The following is a 19,785-nucleotide window of genomic DNA, read 5'->3' on the forward strand; positions in this document are numbered from 1 at the left end:
CACCCCTCCCGCCCCCCTGTCGATGGCGGAAAGAAGCCGGCGCTGGGACCTGGCCCGCGACATCATGCAGGCCGAGGGCCTGCGGGCCCTGGTTGTCTACGGCGACCGCGAAGCGGCCGCGCCGGCTGGTTTTTCCCCCGATTGCTACTTCAGCAACGACCGCCCCGGATCCATCGTGGTCTTCATCGGCGACGAAGCGCCCAGGGTCTATACCTTCGCCTCGCTGATGATCGCGGACCACATCCAGGCCGCGTTGCGCGGCGACCAGCAATGGATCGCGCCGGAACAGCTGTACGTGGGCAAGACCGGCCGCGACGTCGGCGCCTGGCTGGCCGAGCGGGGGCTGGATGGCAGCCGCATCGGCATCATCGGGCTGGAGCCCTATCCGCCCTTCTACTTCGACGGCGCCGTGCCCGCTCGCACGCTGCAGGGCATGGCGCAGGCCCTGCCCAAGGCGGAATTCGTGCCGGTGTACAAGGCCTTCTTCCGCCGCGCCTCGGTCAAGAGCGAGGAAGAGCTGGGCCTGGTCCGTTACGCGGCCGCCATCGGCGAAGCCATGAGCGAAACCCTGCGAGCCACGGCCAGGCCGGGCGTGAGCGAGGCCGAGCTGGTGGCCGCCGTCACCGCCACCTGCTTCGCCATGGGCGGCTACACCGCCGAGGTCCTGCTGGGCACGGGCCCGGAATATGTGGGCTGGGGGCCTCCGGCCTGGCAGTACCGCTCGCAAGCGCCCAGGATCCTGCGCGAAGGCGACATCGTGCTGTCGGAAATCTTCGCCCTCTACGGCCTGATGGAAACCCAGCACCAGGCGGCCGTCGCGGTCGGCGACGTACATCCTGACATCCTGCGCGCCGCCGACGTCGCCCGCGCGAGCTATGAGGCCGGCGTGGCCGCGTTGCGCGCCGGCAATACCTTCGGCGACCTGGTCGACGCCATGGAAGCTCCCCTGCTGGCATCCGGCGGCTGGCATGTGCATCCGCTGGTCCACAGCATCAACCCCTACGGTCCGGTAGGCTTCGGCACCGCGCCCGGCATAGAATCGCTGCCTGAGGCCGCCCGCTATCCGCAGCTCAGGCCGCTGCCGACCGTCGGACGGGAACTGCCCCTGCAGCCCGGCATGTGCTTTGCGTTCGAACCCAATTGCGGCTTCGGGCGCCATCTGGCCAATATCGGCGGCACGGTGATCGTGGGCGAACAGACCGGCATCGCGCTGAACGAGAACTCGACCCGGCTGATGCGCGCCGACGGCTGAGGACACGGCCGGGCCGCCCCACGGCGCCCGGCCCATGACGTAGCAGGAAACGAGACCGACCATGAAAACATCGACGACAGAACCCGCCAGCCCCGACCGCGCCGCCGACACGCGCGAGCGGCTGCTGCTGGCCGGACTGACGCTGTTCAGCCAACTGGGGCTGGAAGGCGTGCGCACGCGCCAGCTGTCGGAGGCGGCGGGCGTGAATCAATCCGCCATTCCCTATCATTTCGGCGGCAAGGAAGGCGTCTATGCGGCCGTGCTGGAACAGACCGCGCAGGACATCGCCGCGCGCCTGGACCTGCCCGACGCGCCGCCCGCCACGGCCCGTGTAGCGGCGACGCAGCTGGAGGCGCTCATGCGCGGTTTCGCCACCGCCCTGCTGGATTCCGAGGCCTCCGCCGCGCGCAGCCTGCTGCTGGCGCGCGAACAGCTGCAACCCACGCCGAAGTTCGAGGCGATCCACGCCGGCCTGTTCATGCCCCTGCACGAAGCCGTGACGGAGCGGGTCGCGGCCAGCCGGCGGTTCCCGGCGGACAGCCGCGACAGCATCCTGCGGGCCCATGCCATCCTGGGACAGGCCATAGTCTTCGCCGTCGCGCGCGAGGCGCTGCTGCGGCGCCTGGGCGCCAAGCGCCTGACGCGCGCCATGGTCGGAGAGATCGCCGACATGGTCGGCAAGACGGCGCTGGCCGCGGCCCGCGATTGAGCAATCCGCGCGGCGCTCATTCCTGCCGCTGCGCGAAGTACCTGCCCGGCGATGCGCCGAACGCGCGCCGGAACATGGCGATGAAACCGCTGGGCGAGGCATAGCCCAGCGCGTCGGCCACCGTCGCCACCGCCTCGCCTTGCGCCAGGCGCTCCAGCGCGTGGATCAATCCCGCCTGCTGCCGCCAGCGGCCGAAACTCATGCCGGTCTCCGCCGCCATCAGGCGTCGCAGCGTGCGCGGCGAGACCGCGCCCCATCGCGCCCAGTCCTCCAGCGAACGGGGATCGTCCGGCCGTTCGTAGACCGCGCGCGCGATGCGCGCCAGGCGCGGGTCCGACGGCATGGGCAGGTGCAGCGGCTCGCGCGGCGCGCGCTGGATCTCGTCCAGCAGGACGTCGGCGATGCGGGCCTCGGGCGGCGCCAGTTCGCGCCGGTCGGTCCACGTCACGGCCCGGCGCACCAGCGCCTGCATCAGCTCGCTGATGCCGATCACGCAGGGCCGCGCCGGCAGCGCCGCGCAGGCGGCGGGCGCGACGATGACGCTCCAGCCGCTGGCCGCGCCGCTGACGCCGGCCCAATGGCGCTCCCCCGGCGGAATCCAGCCCGCGCGCTGCGGCGGCAGCAGCCAGGACCCATGCGAGGTGCGCACATGCACCAGCCCGCTCTCCACGCAGAACAGCTGGCCGCGCACATGGCTGTGCCAGTCGTACTCGCGCGAGCCCAGCCGATAAGGGCTGTCCGGATCGTCGCCGCCGCGCAGCGCGATCAGCGCCGGCCCGCCGGCGTCTTCGATGGGCTCGATGGAAGGAGGAATGCGAGATTTGGCCATTTCTCGCTATTTTAAGGCTCAATAGCATTACCGTGATTCCGGCGGCCGGACCTACGCTGTCTCCATCGACATCCACTGGAATCCCCCCATGACCCCTTCCCCCTTCCACATCGCCATCGCCGGCGCCGGCCTGGGCGGCCTGTGCCTGGCGCAGGCCCTGAAACGACGGGGCATCGCCTTCGACGTCTATGAACAGGACGCCGCGCCCGACAGCCGCACCCAGGGCTACCGCATCCGCATTGACCGGACCGGCCAGGCCGCGCTGGCCGACAGCCTGCCGCCCGCGCAATATCAGCTGTTCCTGCAGACCTGCTCGCGCTCGCAGTCGGCCGGACAGTTCCTGGATCCGAGGCTGTCGCCGGTCGCGGGTCGCCCATCCGACACCTGGAGCGATACGGACGCCGGTGACGACGGCGACGATGGCGACCGCAGCGCGCACCGCCAGACGCTGCGCCAGATCCTCATGCTCGGCATCGAGGACCGCGTGCATTTCGGCCAAGGCGTGAACGGCTATCGGGAACCGGACGACGGCGGCGTCCTGCTGACGCTGGCGGACGGCGCCACGCGGCGGACCGATGCGCTGGTCGGCGCCGACGGCGTGAATTCGGCGATCCGCCGTCTGCGCCTGCCCCACGCCGCGCCGGCCGACACCGGCTCGGCCTGCATCTACGGCAAGACGCCGCTCGACGCCGCCCTGGACAGCCGGCTGACAAGCGCCACAAGCGTGATCTTCGGCCCGGACTACGCCATCGTCGTGGACCCGATGCGATTCCGCTTTCCGACCCAGGCCGGCGCGCTGACGCCGGTGGCCGACTACCTGTACTGGGCCGTCATCGGCGGGCGGGACGCGCTCGGCCCGGACAGCCGCGACGGCGCGGCGCTGCTGCGGCGCATGGGCGCGATGCAGGAACCCGGCGCCGATGGACTGAGCGCCATGTTCAGCCAGGCCGACGCCGCGTCGGTCTCCATGCTGCCGGTGCGCAGCGCGCCGGAACTTGCGCCCTGGCCCGCCAGCCGCGTGACCCTGCTGGGCGACGCCATCCACGCCATGAGCCCCGCCGGTGGCGTCGGCGCCAACACGGCGCTGGACGACGCGGCCAGGCTGGCCCGGCATCTGGCTCGCGCGGCGCGGGACGGCGATCTGCCGGCCGCGCTGGCCGCCTACGAGACGGACATGCGCGCCCGCGCCAACGCCGCCGTCGCGGCCTCGTCGCAAGGCGCGCGCAAGCTGGCCGGCGTTCAATCCTGAACCAACGGCCCCGAAGGCCGGTTGAGCTGGCAAGGCGTAAGGGCTATCCTGCGCCCCAACCCCATTCACCGGCCCGGCTTGCGCGCCTGCCCGCAAGCAACCGGGCCCACACGACAAGCCCGCCTCCATCGATGAAACCCCTGCAAGCATTGATCAACCACGAAGAATCCGCCCTGCCGCTGGTCCAATCCTGGGTCGCCGAGGCGAGAACAAGCTGCGAGATCCTGCCGCCCTCCGAACGCAGCGGCGACGTGCTGCATCGCCTGCAAGTCACCACCCGCTCGCCCATGGGCGCGGTCGCCCACGGCACGGGCGGCCTGCTCATCGATGGCGGCTGGCTGCGCGTGCTGGGGTCCGGGCATCCCCGGCTCACGCGCGACATCGCCAGTTGGAATTCCGGCCGCTCGAACGGCTTCCTGCTGATCGCCGACGATGCCGTCGGCGGTTTTTTCGCCATCAATGGCGGCGGCCTGGGCGCGGACGCGGGCGCCCTGTACTACCGGGCGCCCGACACCCTGGAATGGGAACCGCTGGAACTGAGCTACACCGACTTCCTGCGCTGGGCGCTGGGCGGCGGACTGGAGGAGTTCTACGAAGGGCTGCGCTGGCCCGGCTGGCAGACCGATGCGCAGGCCCTGGCGGGGGACCAGGGCTTCAGCTTCTATCCATTCCTGTGGACGCGCGAAGGCTCGCCGTCGACCAGTTCGCGCAAGGCGGTGGACGTGGCGGAGCTGTATGCCATGAATGTGGAGCAGGCCGGCGCTTGAGACCGCCGGCCTGCCCCGCTGGAAAGGGCCTTGCGCCCCTCCATGATTACGCCGCCTTGGCTCCCTTGGCGTCCTTCGTCCCCTTGGACGAGTCCGCCTGGCCCTTGCGCTGCGCCTCGCTCGCCGCGGCGAGCAGTTCCGACATCAGGCTCTTCGTCTGCGACGTCACCGTGGGCAGCGTGTCGTCGCTGACCAGCTTGCCCTTCGCGTAGGTCTTGACGCGGGTGGACAGGACGCTGGATTCCGTGCGGTTGGCCTGGCTCAGGTTGCCCAGGCGGTCATAGGCCAGGTCGGTCTTGCTGTTCTCCACATCCTCGATCAGGAAATACCGGTAATTCTGCGTCTCCGGATCCAGCGTCAGGTTCAGATCCTTCACGCCCGGCAGCGGCTTGTGGAAGCTGGCGACCAGGTTGGTCTCGCTTTCCTGCGACACATTCACGCCCAGGCCCTGCACACCGCTGATGCTGGTGCGTTGCGTGGCCAGGAAGGAGAAACTGTCCTGCTCGCCCGTCCGGTAGGGATTGCTCGCCACCGGGCCCTGCGTGATCGAGGCCGAGAAGTCCGCCATGCCCGACAGCGCGCCGCGATGCGACAGGGGCACCGCGTCCTTGCTCTTGCCGATAAGGCTCAGCGGCGACGGTGCGGCCGTCTCGTAGCTCTGGTGCAGAGCCGAGAACGCTTCCTTGAAGAAGGACATCAGGGTCTGGTCGCCTTCGCCACGGCTGCGGGCGGCGTCGAACTTCTGCAGATAGCTGGCGACCGCGGCGTCGCGCTGCTGGGCGCTGCCGACCACCGTGGGCTGGCTGGCGTCCACATTCACCGTGACCACGCCGGTGGCGTTCTTGATCGTCAAGGAACGCTGCGCGGCGTCGGCCTGGAAGCTGATCGAGGCCATGCCCGAATCTCGGGTGGCGATGGCGGTTTCCAGCGACACCGAGGCCAGCAGCTTGGAATCGAACTTGGCCAGTCCGGCGACAGCCAGGCGCGGCGGCACCGAGCCCAGGCCGTCGACCGCATCCTGGAAGGACTTGGCCAGGCCGGCGATGGCCAGGCGCTCGTCTTCCGACAGCTCGCCCTCGCTGACGCCGATGTCCACGGCAATGCCGTCGGCGCTGGCGCCCAGCTTCACGTCGACCTGCGTGCCGCTGGCGGTCATGATGCGCAGCGACACGCCGGTGCCCGGCGCGCCGCGCAGCTGGCTGCTCAGGGCGGACGCCGACACGCCTTCGGTCGCGGCGGACGGCAGGATCAAGGATTGCGAGTAGCTGCCGCCTTCCGTGCGGAAGCGGCTCAGCACGGCGTCGGCCAGCCCATTGAAACGGCTGCTGACTGAATTGCGGCCATTGGTCGCCATCGTCGCGGAGATCGCGTCGTTGGCTTCGCGCTGCCAGATGGCGCCGGACGGCGCCATCTCCGCGATGCTGTCGCGGGTATAGGTCAGAGGCTCCTGCTTGCCACCCAGCGTCACCGTGGTGGACGGCTGCGGCGGATCGACCGGCTGGTTGGCCATTCTCACGCGCGACAGCGCCGGCGACGGCGTCTGGGGCGCGATGACCATCGGCAGGGAGCCCGAGGAAATCGTAGTCATGTCGACAATTCCGGCAAGCCAGGGGGCCAGGGTTGCCCGCTGCCGCCTCCGGAGGCCTCTCGCCTGCTAACGGCAGGCCGGAACCAGAACTTAAGCCCGCGCCGCCGATCCCGCCCCTTTTTTTGACACCCCTTTTTAGCTGGTCCCCAGCCTCCTGCCTGCCGGGAAGACGGCGCCAGCGCGCGCCGCGTCACCCCCGCCGCAGACGCCTGCGCGCCGGGTCCGGCCGGGGCACGGCGGCGATCAGCTGCCGCGTATAAGCCTGCGCGGGACTCTCGAAGATCTGGTCGCAGTCGCCTTCCTCGACGATTTCGCCGGCGGCCATGACGGCCACCCGGTCGGCGAAATGCCGCACCACGCCCAGATCATGCGAAATGAACAGATAGGTCAGGCCATGCTCGGCCTGCAGATCGGCCAGCAGGTCCAGCACCTGGGCCTTGACCGACACGTCCAGCGCCGACACGGCCTCGTCGGCCACGATGAAGCGCGGCTCCAACGCCAGCGCGCGCGCGATGGCGATGCGCTGGCGCTGCCCGCCGGAAAACTGGTGCGGATAGCGCCGCGCGTGATCCGGCTGCAAGCCGACCCGCGACAGCAGCGCCAGCATGCGCGCCTGGCGTTCCTCGGCGCCGCAAAGCTTGTGGATGACCATGCCGTCCATGATGGCGTCGCCCACCGTGCGACGCGGGTTCAAGCTGGAATAGGGATCCTGGAAGATGGTCTGCACCTGGCGGCGGAACGCCAGCAGCGCGGCGCCGGACAGGCGCTGCACGTCATGGCCGGCCAGCTCGACGCTGCCGGACGTGGGCCGCAGCAGGCCGGCGATGCAGCGGCCCAGCGTGCTCTTGCCCGAGCCCGATTCGCCGACCAGCGCCAGCGTGGCGCCGCGCTCGATCGACAGGCTGACGCCGCGCACGGCCTGCAGCACGCGCGTCGGCCGGCCCAGCAGGTTGCGGGCCAGCACGAATTCCTTGGACACCGCGTCCGCGCGCAGGATGGCGTCGCTCATCGGGTAGCCTGCGCGGCTGTCCCGCGTCCCAGCCGCCGCGCCGGATCGCGCGGCGCGTCCACATCGGGCACGGCCGCGAGCAGGGCCTGCGTATAGGGGTCGCGCGGCTGCGCGTAGATCTGCCCGACCGCGCCCTCCTCCACGATCCGGCCCGCCTGCATCACCACCACGCGGTCGGCGATCTCGGCCACCACGCCCAGGTCGTGCGTGATGAACAGCACCGCCGCACCACTCTGCGCCTGCAGGGTGAACAACAGTTCCAGCACCTGCGCCTGCACGGTCACATCCAGCGCGGTGGTGGGTTCGTCGGCGATGATGAGCCTGGGCGTCAGCGCGCAGGCGATGGCGATCATCACCCGCTGGCGCATGCCGCCGGACAACTCATGCGGATAGGCCCGGGCGCGCTGCGCCGGCTCGCGGATGCCGACGCGTTCCATCAGGTCCACCGCCCGGGCCCAGGCCTGACGGCGGCTGATGCGCTCGTGGATCAGGAAGACCTCGGCGATCTGCGCGCCCACCGTGCGCCCGGGGTTGAGCGCCGTCATCGGCTCCTGGAACACCATGGAGATGTCCCTGCCCCGCAGCGCGTCGCGCTCGCGTTCCGTCGCGCGCAACAGGTCGCGGCCGTCGAAGCGCAGCTCATCGGCGCTGACGCGGCCGGGAGGATCGATCAGCCCCATCAGCGAAAAGCCGGTGACCGACTTGCCCGAACCGGACTCGCCGACCAGGCACACGACCTCGCCGCGCCGCACGCTCAGATCCACGCCCCGCACCGCGTGCACGGGGCCGTCGCGACCATCGAAGCTGACGGCCAGGTTGCGCACGGTGAGCAGCGCGTCGGCGTGGTGGCTCATCGCCGCAGCTCCGGATTGAGCGCGTCCTGCAACCAGTCGCCCAGCACGTTGACGGCCAGCACCGTGAAGAACAGCGCCAGCGCCGGCACCAGCACGGGCCAGGGATTGGTGTAGAGATAGTCCTTCAGCGAGCCGACCATCTGGCCCCAGGATGGCACCGGCGGACGCACGCCCAGCCCCAGGAAGCTCAGCCCGGCCTCCAGCAGCATGGCGAAGGAAAACGTGAACGAGGCCTGCACCGCGATGATGGAACGCATGTTGGGCAGCACCTCGTGCCAGATGATCCAGGCCGGCCCCGCCCCGAGCGAGCGCGCCGCCTGCACATGCTCGCGCGCGCGGATGCCGCGCGCCACGCCCCAGGCCACGCGCGCGAACTGCGGCGCGTACAGGATGCCGATGGTGGCGACCAGCGTCGGCAGATTGCCGCCGATGAAGGCCAGCACCACCAGCGCGACGAAGATCTCGGGCAGGGACACGAACACATCCACCACGCGGATGGCGGCGGCCTCGGCGCGGCGACCCAGGAAGGCCACGCCCACGCCGACGGCCACGCCCAGCACGCCGGCCAGCGCCACGGCGGCGGCCGCCACCGTCAGCGAAACGCGCGCGCCATGCACGGCGCGCGACAGCAGGTCGCGGCCCAGTTCGTCGGTGCCCAGCCAGTGCTTCCAGGTGGGCGAGGACAACAGATTGGCCGCGTCGATCTGGTACGGATCCTGCAGGCCCAGCATGGGACCGAAGGCGGCGGCCAGCGCCACCAGCAGCAGGAAGGCCGCCGCCAGCCAGGCCGGCAGCGCGGCGGACAGCCAGCGCGGCGAACGGCGCGGAGCGGCGTCGACGGAAACGGGACGGGCACTCATGCCGGCGGCCTGCGGATGCGGGGATCGACCAGCCCCTGGGCCAGATCGATGGCCAGGCTGATCAGGATGAAGATGGCGAAGATGGCCAGCAGGCTGCCCTGGATGACGGGGTAGTCGCGCGCGAAGGCCGCGCTGACCAGCAGCGAGCTGAGGCCGGGCCAGTCGAACAGCGCCTCGATGATGACGGTGCCGCCCAACAGATTGCCGGCGCGGATGCCGACGATGGCGATCACGGGCACCAGCGCGTTGGGCAGCGCGTGCCGCAGGATGGCGCGGCCGCGCGTCAGGCCCTTGGCGCGCGCCAGCTTCACGTAGTCCTTGCCCATCACGTCGGTCAGGCTGGCGCGCGTCATGCGCGCGACCACGCCCATGAAGTTCAGGCCAATGGTCATGGCCGGCAGGATCAGCGACAGGCAATGCTGCAACGGATCGTCGGCGAACGCGACAAAGCCCGAGGACGGCAGCCAGCCCAGCCCCAGGCTGAACACCAGCACCAGCAGGATACCCAGCACGAACACCGGCGCCGAGAATCCCGCCACCGCCAGCATGCCCGCCGCCATGCCGGCCAGCCGGCCGCGCGCCCGCGCGGCGATCACGCCCAGCGGCACTCCCAGCGCCACGGCGGCCAGCAGGCCGGCGCCGATCAGTTCCAGGCTGCGCGGAATGCGTCGGGCCAGCTCGTCGGCCACCGGTTCGCCCGTGCGCAGCGAGACGCCCAGGTCGCCATGCGCCAGCGCGCCGATCCAGCGCGCGAACTGCGCGCCCAGCGGCTGGTCCAGTCCCAGCTGCGCGCGCACTTTCGAGACCGCCAGCGGATCGCTGCCAGCCTGCTCGCCCAGCATGATGGCGACGGGATCGCCCGGCAGCAGATGGATGGCGATGAACACCACCCCGGTCGCCAGGGCCAGGGTGATGAAGGCCGAGGTCAGCCGCCGGGCCAGGAATGGCAGCATCCGTGGCCGCTCAATCCAGCCACATGGTGGGCAGGGAAATGCCCGGGCTGCTTTCGCTCAGCGCGCCGCCCAGCTGCGTGTAGCCGTGCACCTTGCGCAGATAGGCCTGCGCCTGCTCGCGCCAGTTCACGAACAGCCAGGGACTGGTTTCCAGGATGCGTTTTTCGGCCTCGTGGTAAATCGGCTGGCGCGCCTTGACGTCGGTCTGCGCGCGACCGGCGGCCAGCAGCTTTTCCAGCTCGGCGTCGCGGTAGCCGATGGGCTTGGCCCAGTAGCTGGAATCACCGCCCAGGTAATAGGCGTAGGCGTCGGGATCCGGCAGCTTGACCGACACGCCGTAGATCATCGATTCATAGTCGCCGCGATTCTTGCGCTCGACCAGCGTGGCCCACTCCACCGGCTCCAGCTTCAGGTTGATGCCGGCTTCCTTGAGGTTCGCCTGTATCACCTGCGCCATCGTGGTGTAGATGCCCAGGCCCTGGAACACCACCATGCTCGCGTCCACGCCGTTGGCGTGGCCGGCCTCGGCCAGCAGCGCGCGGGCGCGCGCCAGGTCGCGCTTGTAGGTGCCGTCCAGGTCCTTGTTGAAGTAAGGCGAATCGGCGGCCGTCGGCGCGCCGTAGATGGGCTGACCATGGCCGAAGAAGGCGGCCTTGGACACGGCCTCGCGGTCGATCGCGTAGGACACGGCGCGGCGCACGCGCGCATCGTCGAAGGGCTTCTTGGACGTGTTGAACCAGACGCTCATGAAGGCGCCTCCGGCCATGTCGACCTTCATGCCGGCGTTGCGGCGCAGCGCGTCGATGTCCTTCCAGGGCACGAAGTCGATCATGTCCAGCGACTGACTGCGCAGCGCGTTCACGCGCGCGTCGTCGCTCTTGATCATGCGGAAGTCCACGCCGTCCAGATAGGGCTGGGCGTCGACGAAATAGGCGGGATTGCGGACCAGGCTGGCGCGCACGGCAGGCTCGTAGCTCTTGAGCACGAAGGGGCCGGTGCCGTTGGCGCTGAGCTTCAGATTGGCGCCGCTTTCCACCCACTTGCGCGACACGATGGCCGCCTCGGGCATGGCCAGCACGGCCAGCAGGGTCGCGTCCGGCGAGGGCTTCTCGACCTTGACGGTGGCCGCGTCGACCACCGTCACCGTGGCGCCCAGCAGGTTCGAGCGCAGCGTGGCGCCGGCGGCGGGATCCAGGATGCGGTCGAGCGAGAATTTCACGTCGTCGGCCGTGACCGGCGTGCCGTCATGGAACTTCGCGCCGGCGCGCAGATGGAAGACGATGCTGCGGGCGTCGGGCTGCTCCCAGCTCTGCGCCAGGCGCGGCACCACCGCGCCGGTCTTGTCGTAGCCGACCAGCGGGCTGTACAGCGCCTCGATCAGCACCTTCCAGGCATTGCCGCCGTAGACGTGCGGATCCAGCGACACGATCTCGGACACGGTGCCGTAGCGCAGCGTGCCCCCCTTCTTCGGCGCGCCGGCGGCGTGGACGCCGCTGGAAACCGCCACCAACGCGCTCACGCCCAGGCCCAGCGCCAGGCGGCGCATCGTATGCAACATCGTCATCACATTCCTCTCGCTCTGATAGGTCCGCCGGCGCGCGGCCCGGCCGTCAGGACGGCAGGGCTTCGACCAGGCGGTCGATTTCACTGGTGTCGTTGTAGTACGTGGGCGAGATGCGCAGATTGCCGCCGCGCACCGCCAGGTCCACCCCGGCGTTGCGCAGGCGGACGGCGATTTCCTGCGCGTCATAGCCAGCATGCTTGAACGACAGGTTCCCCGAGGCCTCGCCCTGCGCCCGCGAGCTGACGATCTGCCAGCCCTTGCGTTGCAGCGCGGCGCCAGCATAGCCTGTCAGCTCCAGAATGTGCGATTCGATGCTCTTGGGCGTCAGCGCCAGCTGGATGCGGACGGCGGCGTCCAGGCCCCAGATGCCGGTGAAATTCGCCAGCGCCTCCTCGAAACGGCCCGCGTTCTGGCGGTATTCGAGCAGGTAATGCATATGGTCCTCGGTGCTGTCGACGCTGTGATAGCCCACGTTGGGAGGATCCAGCACGCCCAGCACGCTCTTGCGGCAATAGAAGAAGCCGGTGCCCACCGGCGCCAGCATCCATTTGTGGCCGCCGACCGACAGGAAGTGGATGCCCAGCTTTTCCACGTTCAGCTGCAAGGCGCCGGCCCACTGGATCGCGTCCAGGTTGAGGTACACGCCGCGCTCGTTGCACAGGTTGGAGGTGGCCTCCAGGTCATGGCGGAAACCGTTGGAGAACTGCACGGCGCTCAGCGACACCAGCCGCGTGCGGTCGTCCATGAGCTTGCGGATGTCGTCCACCAGGATGCGGCCATTGCGGTTCTTGACCCAGCGGATGGTGACGCCGCGCGCGGCCAGCTTCATCCAGCAGTACACGTTGGACGGGTACTCGATGTCGGGCAGGATCAGGTTGTCGCCGTCGCGCCAGGGAAAACCATTAGCGACGTTGACCAGGCCCTCGGTGGTGTTCTTGACGAAGGCGATCTCGTCGCGATGCGCGCCGATCAGGCGGCCGATGCGGGCCTTGATGGTCTCGTCGGCGTAGCGGCACCACTCGGGATAGGAATTGCGTCCATGGTCGCGCACGTCTTCCATGTACCGGTTCACCGCGGCCACCACCGGCAGGCTCAGGGCGCCGATGGACGCGTTGTTCAGGTACGCGCGCTTGTGCTTGATGGGGAACGCCAGGCCGATATTGCTCCAGTCGAGCAGTTCGATGCCGTTGCGTTCATCGGGGAACAACGCCGCGGGGCTGCCCACGGATACCTCTTTCTCTTGGATATTCACGCCGCGCCTCTTTCATCGAAAGTTGAGCCGATCCTAAGATCGCGTGAATTCATGCGTCAATTTCGTTCGGAGTATTGATTCATGCGGATTTGTAATGGATCATCGTCGCGCTGCCTGCTTGCCCAATCAGGGCAAGGCTTTGCGCTTTTTTGCGTTCACGCCTGATTCGCGCCTGATTCACACCTGACCACGGGTTTTCCCCTATGCGAATGAACCGCCTGCAAGCCCTGCGCGCCGTGATGGAGACCGGCAGCGTGACCGAAGCCTCACGGCGCATCCACCGTACCCAGCCCCAGATCAGCCGGCTGATCTCGGCGCTGGAAGCCGAGGTCGGCTTCACGCTGTTCCTGCGCCAGGGGCGCGGCCTGGTTCCCACCCAGGAATGCCTGCGCTTCTATGAAGGCACGCGCCATATCCTGGCGGGCTTCGAAGAGGTGTCGCGTATCGCCAGCAGCATCCGCAACCAGCAGGACGCCTGGCTGCGCATCCTGACGCAGCCCTATCTGGCCTACAGCGTCACGCCCGCCGCCATCGCCGAGTTCTCGCGCCTGCATCCGCGCGTGAAGGTATCGCTGGAAGTTCGTTCGCGCGTGGAGGTCGGCCTGTGGATGTCCGGCCAGCAGTTCGACCTGGGACTGGCTGCCCTGCCCATCGATTTTCCCGGCATCCGCTCGCGCAGTTTCGCCGACGTGCGGCTGGTCATCGCCATGCCCGAGCGCCACCGGCTGGCGGCCAAGTCCGTGGTCACGGTGGACGACATCAAGGACGAACCCTTCATCGCGCTGCGCCCTTACACGCTGCTGCGCAAGCACATCGACGACCTGATGGAGCAGCGGCGCCTGCCGCTGCACATGGTGATGGAGACTTCGTCCGGCCAGTCGGCCTGCCAGCTGGCCGCGCTGGGCGTGGGCGTGGCGCTGGCCGACCCGGTGCTGGCCGCCAACGTGCCCGGCATCGTGCTGCGGGATTTCGAGCCCAAGCTGACCCTGCCCTACGGGTTCCTGCTGCCCAACGCCTATGCGCCATCGGAACAGGCGCGCGAGTTCGCTCGGATCTTCGTGCGGCTGGTGAAGGAAACCGCGCCGCAGCGGGTGGAACTGGGCGAATGCAGCCTGGATGGGAACGCGCTGCTGCCCTGAGGCGGGCGATCGAAGCGCGGGCTTGTCGACGATCGACTGTCTCCAGGCCACAACATACGGCTCGCGCGGGATGGAACCGACGGCGCCACCGGGCGCGGTGTTTGCCGGCGATTTGCCCGACATCTTCTTCTTATATCCGCCTATCGCACGGCAATCCGTTCATGCCCGCCCGGGCTTGACGATTTGACGAAAGAATTCGTCAGAATCATCCTTAATCCGCTAATTACAATTTTTAATAATTTTTGCAACCTGCCGTCAACCATGGCGGGCAACACGGCCAGCACCTCATTCTGCGGCAGCGGCCAACATTATTAAAACTTGGGAGCGGGGTCTTGAATCACATCTACCGGCTGGTATGGAACAACGCTGTGCGCGCATGGCAGCCAGTTTCGGAATTCGCCGCGCAAGCGCGCGGCGGCATGTCTTCGGCGGGGCTGTTTGCCCCGGTGCGCTGGCAACGCCATGCGCTGGCCGTGGCGCTGGCGCTGGGGCTGACAGGCTGGAATGGAACGGCATCCGCTCAGGTTGCCTGTACTCCGTCCGGGCCGAACAACGTCACCTGCAACCTGCGCGGCTCGCCCATGACGCCGGGCTACACCAACAGCGCCAATGATCTCACGGTAACGTTGACCTCCAACGGCACGGTGAGCTCCCCGGTATCCACGGGCGGCCCCGCCATGAGCCTGGGCGGCCACAACATCACGGTGGACAACAGCGGCACGATCGATCCCTACGCGCTGAGTTCCCTCCTGCCCGCCCCGTCGACCGGCCTGGAACTCACCGGTAGCACCGCCGGCACGAACACGATCACCAACAGGACCGGCGGCTTCATCGGCGGCGCGAGCGGCGAGTTCGCCGCGGCGATGCCCTCGCTGAACGGCCTCGCCCTGGTGGTGCGCAACGGCACTGGCGGCGTCACCACGATCACCAACGAGCAAGGCGCCGTCATACGCGCGCAGCTCAATCCCGGCACCACCCGGACCCAATGGGATGCGCCCGTCATCGTCACGTATGGCGGCGCCAACGCGACCATCACCAACTCCGGCCAGATCGTGGGCCGGGTCGCGATGGCGGCATCTGGCACGCCCGGCGGCGGCAGCACCTTCATCAACGCGGGCTCCATCAACGGCAGCGTCTGGATGGGCGCCAGCCCGTTCGCCAGAAACACCTTCATCGTCCGATCTGGTTCGTCGGTGACGGGCACCGGCAATGCGGCGCAAACCGTCACCGGCGAGCCCAGCCTGCTGTTCGCCCAGCCGGGCGTGGTCGACGGCGGTGGCGGCTTCGGCGGCACCCTGGTGCTGGAAGATCCGGCGAATGTCGGCAGCAACACCGACGTCTCGAACAAGACCTATCTCAACTTCAAGACCCTGAACATCAACAGCGGTAACTGGACCTTGAAGGACGGCTCCCTGGTGCAGCCGGGCGGCTTCGTCACGATCAGCGGCGGCAAAACGCTCCTGGAGGTCGGCAACGCATTCGGCAATGGCGCCATCGATGTGGCGGGCGGCGCCATCGGCTCGACCACCGCGCTGACCATAAGCAACAACATCACGATGGGCACCGGCGGCCTGACCACGGTCGGCAGCAACGCCCTGACCCTGAGCGGCGTCCTGTCCGGCGCCGGCGGCCTGACGGTGGACGATACCAGCATCCTCACGCTGACCAACGCCGGCAATAACTACAACGGCACCACCACGATCAAGCACGGCGCGACGCTCGTCGGCTCCGCGAACACCCTGCGCGGCGATATCGTCAACAATGGCGCGCTGACGTTCGACCAGGACACCGACGGCACCTTTTCCGGCATGACCGTCGGCAACGGCGCCACCATCAAGGCCGGCACCGGCAAGCTGACGCTGACCGGCACGCAATCCACCACCGGCCCCATCCAGATCAACAGCGGCACGCTGGCCATCGGCTCGGGCGGCATCCTGTCCGGCAACGCCGACGTGATGCTCGCGTCCAGCGGCACCCTGGACATCAGCGCGAGCGGCCCACAGGCCATCAGCTCGCTGTCCGGCGCAGGCGCCGTTGAACTGGGCAGCAGCTCCCTGGCCCTGATCGGCAACAGTTCCACCAGCTACGGCGGCATCATCTCCGGCAGCGGATCGCTGGCCAAGTGGGGCACCGGCACGCTGACGCTGACGGGCGTCAACGCCTTCACCGGCGATCTGTCCATCGCCGACGGCACGGTCAAGCTGGACATGGGCGGCAGCCTGGCCGCGAACACCCCGGTCGTGATCAACGGCGGCGTCTTCGACATCAGCGGCGGCGCCGACCAGACCCTGGCCTTCCTCGGCGGCGCGGGCGGCGAAGTCAAGCTGGGCGACAAGATTCTGACCCTGGCCGCCGGCAGCTATGACGGCACCATCTCGGGCGACCCCGGCCAGGGCGCCCTGAGGAAGACCACCAGCGGCCTGCTGGAACTGAACGGCGTCAACACCTATGGCGGCGGCACCGTGGTCACCGCCGGCACGCTGATGGTCGGCGGGGCGTCGGCCAATTCGACCGCCCGCGTCGGCAGCAACGTCTACGTGCTCAACGGCGCCGCCATCGGCGGCTTCGGCCAGGTCGATGGCAATGTGGCCGTGGCCAGCGGCGCGCGCCTGGCCCCCGGCGCGTCCGGCGGCGTATTCACGGTCAATGGCAGCCTGACGCTGGCGCAAGACAGCATCCTGGACTACAGCTTCGGCGCGCCCGGCTCCGACTTCGGCACGCCCGGCGCCGGCCACAGCGTGTCGGTCCTGGGCGACCTGACCCTGAACGGCGCTCGCCTGAACATCTTGAACGGCGGCGGCTACGGCCCCGGCCTGTACCGGCTGTTCGACTATACCGGCGCGCTGACGACAACCAATGGCGGAATCACCTCCACCGTGGCCGGCCAGACCATCCAGACGCTGTCCGCAGCCAAGCAGATCAACCTGATCAACACCGCGGGCATGCCGCTGGCATTCTGGAACGCCGACGGACTGGCCAGCCCGACCCGGACGGGCGGCGGCTCCGGCGCCTGGTCGGCCACCAACCCGAATTGGAGCAACCTCAACGGCAGCGCGACCGGCGCGCGCTATCCCGTCGACGCCTTCTCCATCTTCGGCGGCGCCGCCGGCACCGTCACGATCGACAACACCGCCGGCGCGGTGCAGGCCCAGGGCATGCAGTTCGCCAGCGACGGCTACCGCCTGAACGGCGGCCCGCTGGAACTGGTCGCGCCCGGCGCGGGCCAACTGAGCGAAATCCGCGTCGGCGACGGCGGCGCCACCTCCGCCGGCTGGACCACGACCATCGACAACGTGCTCACCGGCAACGGCCTGAACAAGACCGGCGCCGGCACCCTGGTGCTCAACGGCGCCAACACCTACACCCAGGACACGCGCCTGAGCGCCGGCACGCTGTCGGTGTCTTCCGACGCGAACCTGGGCGCCGCCTCCAGCGGCCTGGACTTCCAGGGCGGTACGCTGCGCGTCACCGGCACCGCCATGCAAGGCACGCCCCGCATGATCACCTGGGGCGCGGCCGGCGGCGGTTTCGACATCGCCGACGCGGGCAACACCTTCTCCGTGTCGCAAACGCTGTCCGGCAGCGGCGGCCTGACCAAGCTGGGCGCCGGCACGCTGGCGCTTCTGTCAAACAATGACTACACCGGCGTCACCCGGGTCGCCAGCGGCACGCTGCAACTCGGCGACGGCGGCTCGTACGGCAGCATCGCCGGCGACGCCATCGTCCAGGCCGGCGCCACCCTGGCCTTCAACCGCTCCGGCTCGCTGGTCTACGGCGGCACGCTGTCCGGCGCCGGCGAACTGCGCAAACAGGGCCTGGGCACCCTGATCCTGACCGGCAACAACACCCTGACCGGCGTCACCCGCATCGACCGCGGCACGCTGCAGATCGGCAACCGCGGCAACACCGGCTCGCTGACCGGCGACATCGTCAACAATGGCGAGCTGCTCTTCAGGCGGTCGGACAACTGGACCTACGCCGGCTCGCTGTCCGGCTCGGGCGCCACCAAGGTTCTCGGCGACAGCACCCTGACCTTGCTCGGCAACAGCAGCGCCTATACCGGCACCCTCACCGTCTATCCCGATAGCGCCCTGCAGGTGGAAGGCAAGCTCGGCGGCACGGTGGAGACCAGCGTCCGAACCGTCCTGTCCGGCACCGGCACCCTCAACAACGTGGTGCTGACCAGCGGGATGCTCGCGCCGGGCAATGCCGCCAGGCCCATGGGCACGATGAAGCTGCGGGGCGACCTGAGCTTCGGGCAGTATGCGTCCTACCGCGTCGCCGCCTCGCCCGACGGCCAGCACAGCAGCGTCCAGGTGGGCGGCAAGGCCACGCTGGCCGGCTCCGTGGTGCACGTGGGCGCCAACGGCAGCTACGCCCCGTCCACCACCTACACCATCCTGACCGCCGACGGCGGCGTGCAGGGCCGCTTCGGCAAGGTCTCCAGCAACCTGGCCTTCCTCAACCCCACGCTGGCCTATGACGACCACCGCGTGGACCTGGTCATCAAGACCAAGGAAGTACCCACCGACGACGGCGGCACCCGCCCGATCGAGTTCGCCGACGCCGGCAACACCAGCAACCAGCGCGCCGTCGCCCGCGCGCTGCAAAGCCTGCCCAAGGACAGCCCGCTGTACCGCCGCGTCATGAACCTGCCCAACGGCGCGCCGGCCGGCGCCTTCGACGGCCTGAGCGGCGAGACCCACTCGACCTCCGCCACCATGCTGCAAGGCGCCGCCAACACCTTCGTGCAGGTGCCCATGACGCGCCTGCGCGCCAACCTGAACGCCGGCATGCTGCCTGGCGTGCCCACCGCCCAGCTCGGCCTGGGCGACGCCGCCGCGCTGCCGCAGGCCGCCGCGCAGCCGCTGTGGACACAGGTCTTCGGCAACTGGGGCACCATGCGCGGCGACGGCAACGCCGCCAAGACCACGCAAACCGACAGCGGCATCACCATCGGCGGCGACCATGCCATCGGCGGTGGCTGGCGCCTGGGCGGCGCGCTGGGCTACACCAACAGCCGCAGCAGCACCGGCGAGCGCGGCGCCAGCGCCAAGGCCGACAGCTACAGCCTGACGATCTACGGCGGCAAGGCCTTCGACCTCGGCTCGGCCAAGCTCAACTTCAGCCTGGGCACGGCCTACACCTGGCACGACATGTCGACCCGTCGCAACACCGACGCCGCCGGCCTGCCGCAGACGCTGGAAGCCAGCTACCGTGGCAACACCGCCCAGGTCTTCACCGAGCTGGGCTACGCCATCCCGGTCACCGAGCGCGTCACGCTGGAGCCGTTCGTCGGCGCCGGCTACAGCAGCCTGCGCACCCGCGCCTTCACCGAGTCCGGCGGCGACGCCGCCCTGCGCGGCGACAGCAACCGCAACAACGTCGCCACCACCACGCTGGGCCTGCATGCACGCAGCGTCTTCGAAAGCGCCGGCGCACGCGGTCAGGTGCATGGCACGCTGGGCTGGCGCCATGCCTATGGCGACGTCAACCCGGCCAGCACGCTGTCCTTCGTGCAGGGCGGCGGCTCGTTCACGGCCAACGGCGTGCCGGTGGCCCGCGACGCGGCCCTGGTCGAGCTGGGCGTGAACATGGACGTGAGCAAGCGCACCACCGTCGGCGTGACCTACGGCGGCCAGTTCGGCAGCGGCAACCGCCAGCACACCGGCACGCTGGACGTGCGTTACCGCTACTGATGGCGGCAAGGCGGCCGGCGCCTGCGCGCTGGCGGCCCGTCTGCCTGACGCAGCACGGGCC

The 19,785-nt window shown here is 69.2% G+C and carries 14 protein-coding genes; 6 read left to right on the plus strand and 8 right to left on the minus strand.

All coding sequences use genetic code 11. From position 1 onward, the window contains the following. On the plus strand, positions 1–1,252 hold a 1,252-nt coding region (locus tag AC6LJ5_RS17270), incomplete at its 5' end, for a M24 family metallopeptidase (RefSeq protein ID WP_498141116.1). Positions 1,253–1,313: 61 nt separating this feature from the next. Continuing rightward, on the plus strand, positions 1,314–1,961 hold the full coding sequence (locus tag AC6LJ5_RS17275; protein WP_498141117.1) for a CerR family C-terminal domain-containing protein: 648 nt from the start codon (positions 1,314–1,316) through the stop codon (positions 1,959–1,961). 16 nt (positions 1,962–1,977) lie between these two features. On the opposite strand, the gene AC6LJ5_RS17280 is transcribed toward AC6LJ5_RS17275, so the two are convergent. Next, positions 1,978–2,790: an AraC family transcriptional regulator gene (locus AC6LJ5_RS17280; protein WP_392412360.1), complete on the minus strand. Its 813-nt coding sequence runs from the start codon at positions 2,788–2,790 to the stop codon at positions 1,978–1,980. A gap of 88 nt (positions 2,791–2,878) precedes the next feature. Here AC6LJ5_RS17280 and AC6LJ5_RS17285 point away from each other — a divergent pair, with 88 nt between their 5' ends. Further along, complete coding sequence (locus AC6LJ5_RS17285; RefSeq protein ID WP_498141118.1) at positions 2,879–4,039, plus strand: FAD-dependent oxidoreductase; 1,161 nt, start codon at positions 2,879–2,881, stop codon at positions 4,037–4,039. Positions 4,040–4,170: 131 nt separating this feature from the next. Further along, positions 4,171–4,806: a DUF2625 domain-containing protein gene (locus AC6LJ5_RS17290; RefSeq protein WP_498141119.1), complete on the plus strand. Its 636-nt coding sequence runs from the start codon at positions 4,171–4,173 to the stop codon at positions 4,804–4,806. A gap of 46 nt (positions 4,807–4,852) precedes the next feature. On the opposite strand, the gene AC6LJ5_RS17295 is transcribed toward AC6LJ5_RS17290, so the two are convergent. From AC6LJ5_RS17295 to AC6LJ5_RS17325, 7 genes are all read right to left on the minus strand, one after another. Continuing rightward, the gene (locus tag AC6LJ5_RS17295) at positions 4,853–6,394 is read right to left on the minus strand and encodes a hypothetical protein (RefSeq protein WP_498141120.1); all 1,542 of its coding nucleotides are present in this window, start codon (positions 6,392–6,394) and stop codon (positions 4,853–4,855) included. 190 nt (positions 6,395–6,584) lie between these two features. After that, the gene (locus tag AC6LJ5_RS17300; protein WP_392412354.1) at positions 6,585–7,403 is read right to left on the minus strand and encodes an ABC transporter ATP-binding protein; all 819 of its coding nucleotides are present in this window, start codon (positions 7,401–7,403) and stop codon (positions 6,585–6,587) included. Then, positions 7,400–8,257: an ABC transporter ATP-binding protein gene (locus AC6LJ5_RS17305; protein WP_498141121.1), complete on the minus strand. Its 858-nt coding sequence runs from the start codon at positions 8,255–8,257 to the stop codon at positions 7,400–7,402. The genes AC6LJ5_RS17300 and AC6LJ5_RS17305 overlap by 4 nt, the downstream gene beginning before the upstream one ends. Further along, positions 8,254–9,117: an ABC transporter permease gene (locus AC6LJ5_RS17310; RefSeq protein WP_233772559.1), complete on the minus strand. Its 864-nt coding sequence runs from the start codon at positions 9,115–9,117 to the stop codon at positions 8,254–8,256. Before AC6LJ5_RS17310 ends, AC6LJ5_RS17305 begins: the two co-directional genes overlap by 4 nt. Continuing rightward, the gene (locus AC6LJ5_RS17315) at positions 9,114–10,070 is read right to left on the minus strand and encodes an ABC transporter permease (protein WP_498141122.1); all 957 of its coding nucleotides are present in this window, start codon (positions 10,068–10,070) and stop codon (positions 9,114–9,116) included. The genes AC6LJ5_RS17310 and AC6LJ5_RS17315 overlap by 4 nt, the downstream gene beginning before the upstream one ends. A 10-nt stretch (positions 10,071–10,080) precedes the next feature. Next, a complete protein-coding gene (locus AC6LJ5_RS17320; protein WP_392412348.1) occupies positions 10,081–11,634 on the minus strand; it encodes an ABC transporter substrate-binding protein in 1,554 nt (517 codons plus the stop codon). 46 nt (positions 11,635–11,680) lie between these two features. Continuing rightward, on the minus strand, positions 11,681–12,886 hold the full coding sequence (locus AC6LJ5_RS17325; RefSeq protein ID WP_392412346.1) for an aminotransferase class V-fold PLP-dependent enzyme: 1,206 nt from the start codon (positions 12,884–12,886) through the stop codon (positions 11,681–11,683). 209 nt (positions 12,887–13,095) lie between these two features. Here AC6LJ5_RS17325 and AC6LJ5_RS17330 point away from each other — a divergent pair, with 209 nt between their 5' ends. Further along, on the plus strand, positions 13,096–14,025 hold the full coding sequence (locus AC6LJ5_RS17330; RefSeq protein WP_233772561.1) for a LysR family transcriptional regulator: 930 nt from the start codon (positions 13,096–13,098) through the stop codon (positions 14,023–14,025). 332 nt (positions 14,026–14,357) lie between these two features. Continuing rightward, on the plus strand, positions 14,358–19,724 hold the full coding sequence (locus tag AC6LJ5_RS17335; RefSeq protein WP_498141123.1) for an autotransporter domain-containing protein: 5,367 nt from the start codon (positions 14,358–14,360) through the stop codon (positions 19,722–19,724). The last annotated feature ends 61 nt before the right edge of the window (positions 19,725–19,785 follow it).

Source organism: Achromobacter sp. 1011791174, from assembly GCF_059760925.1.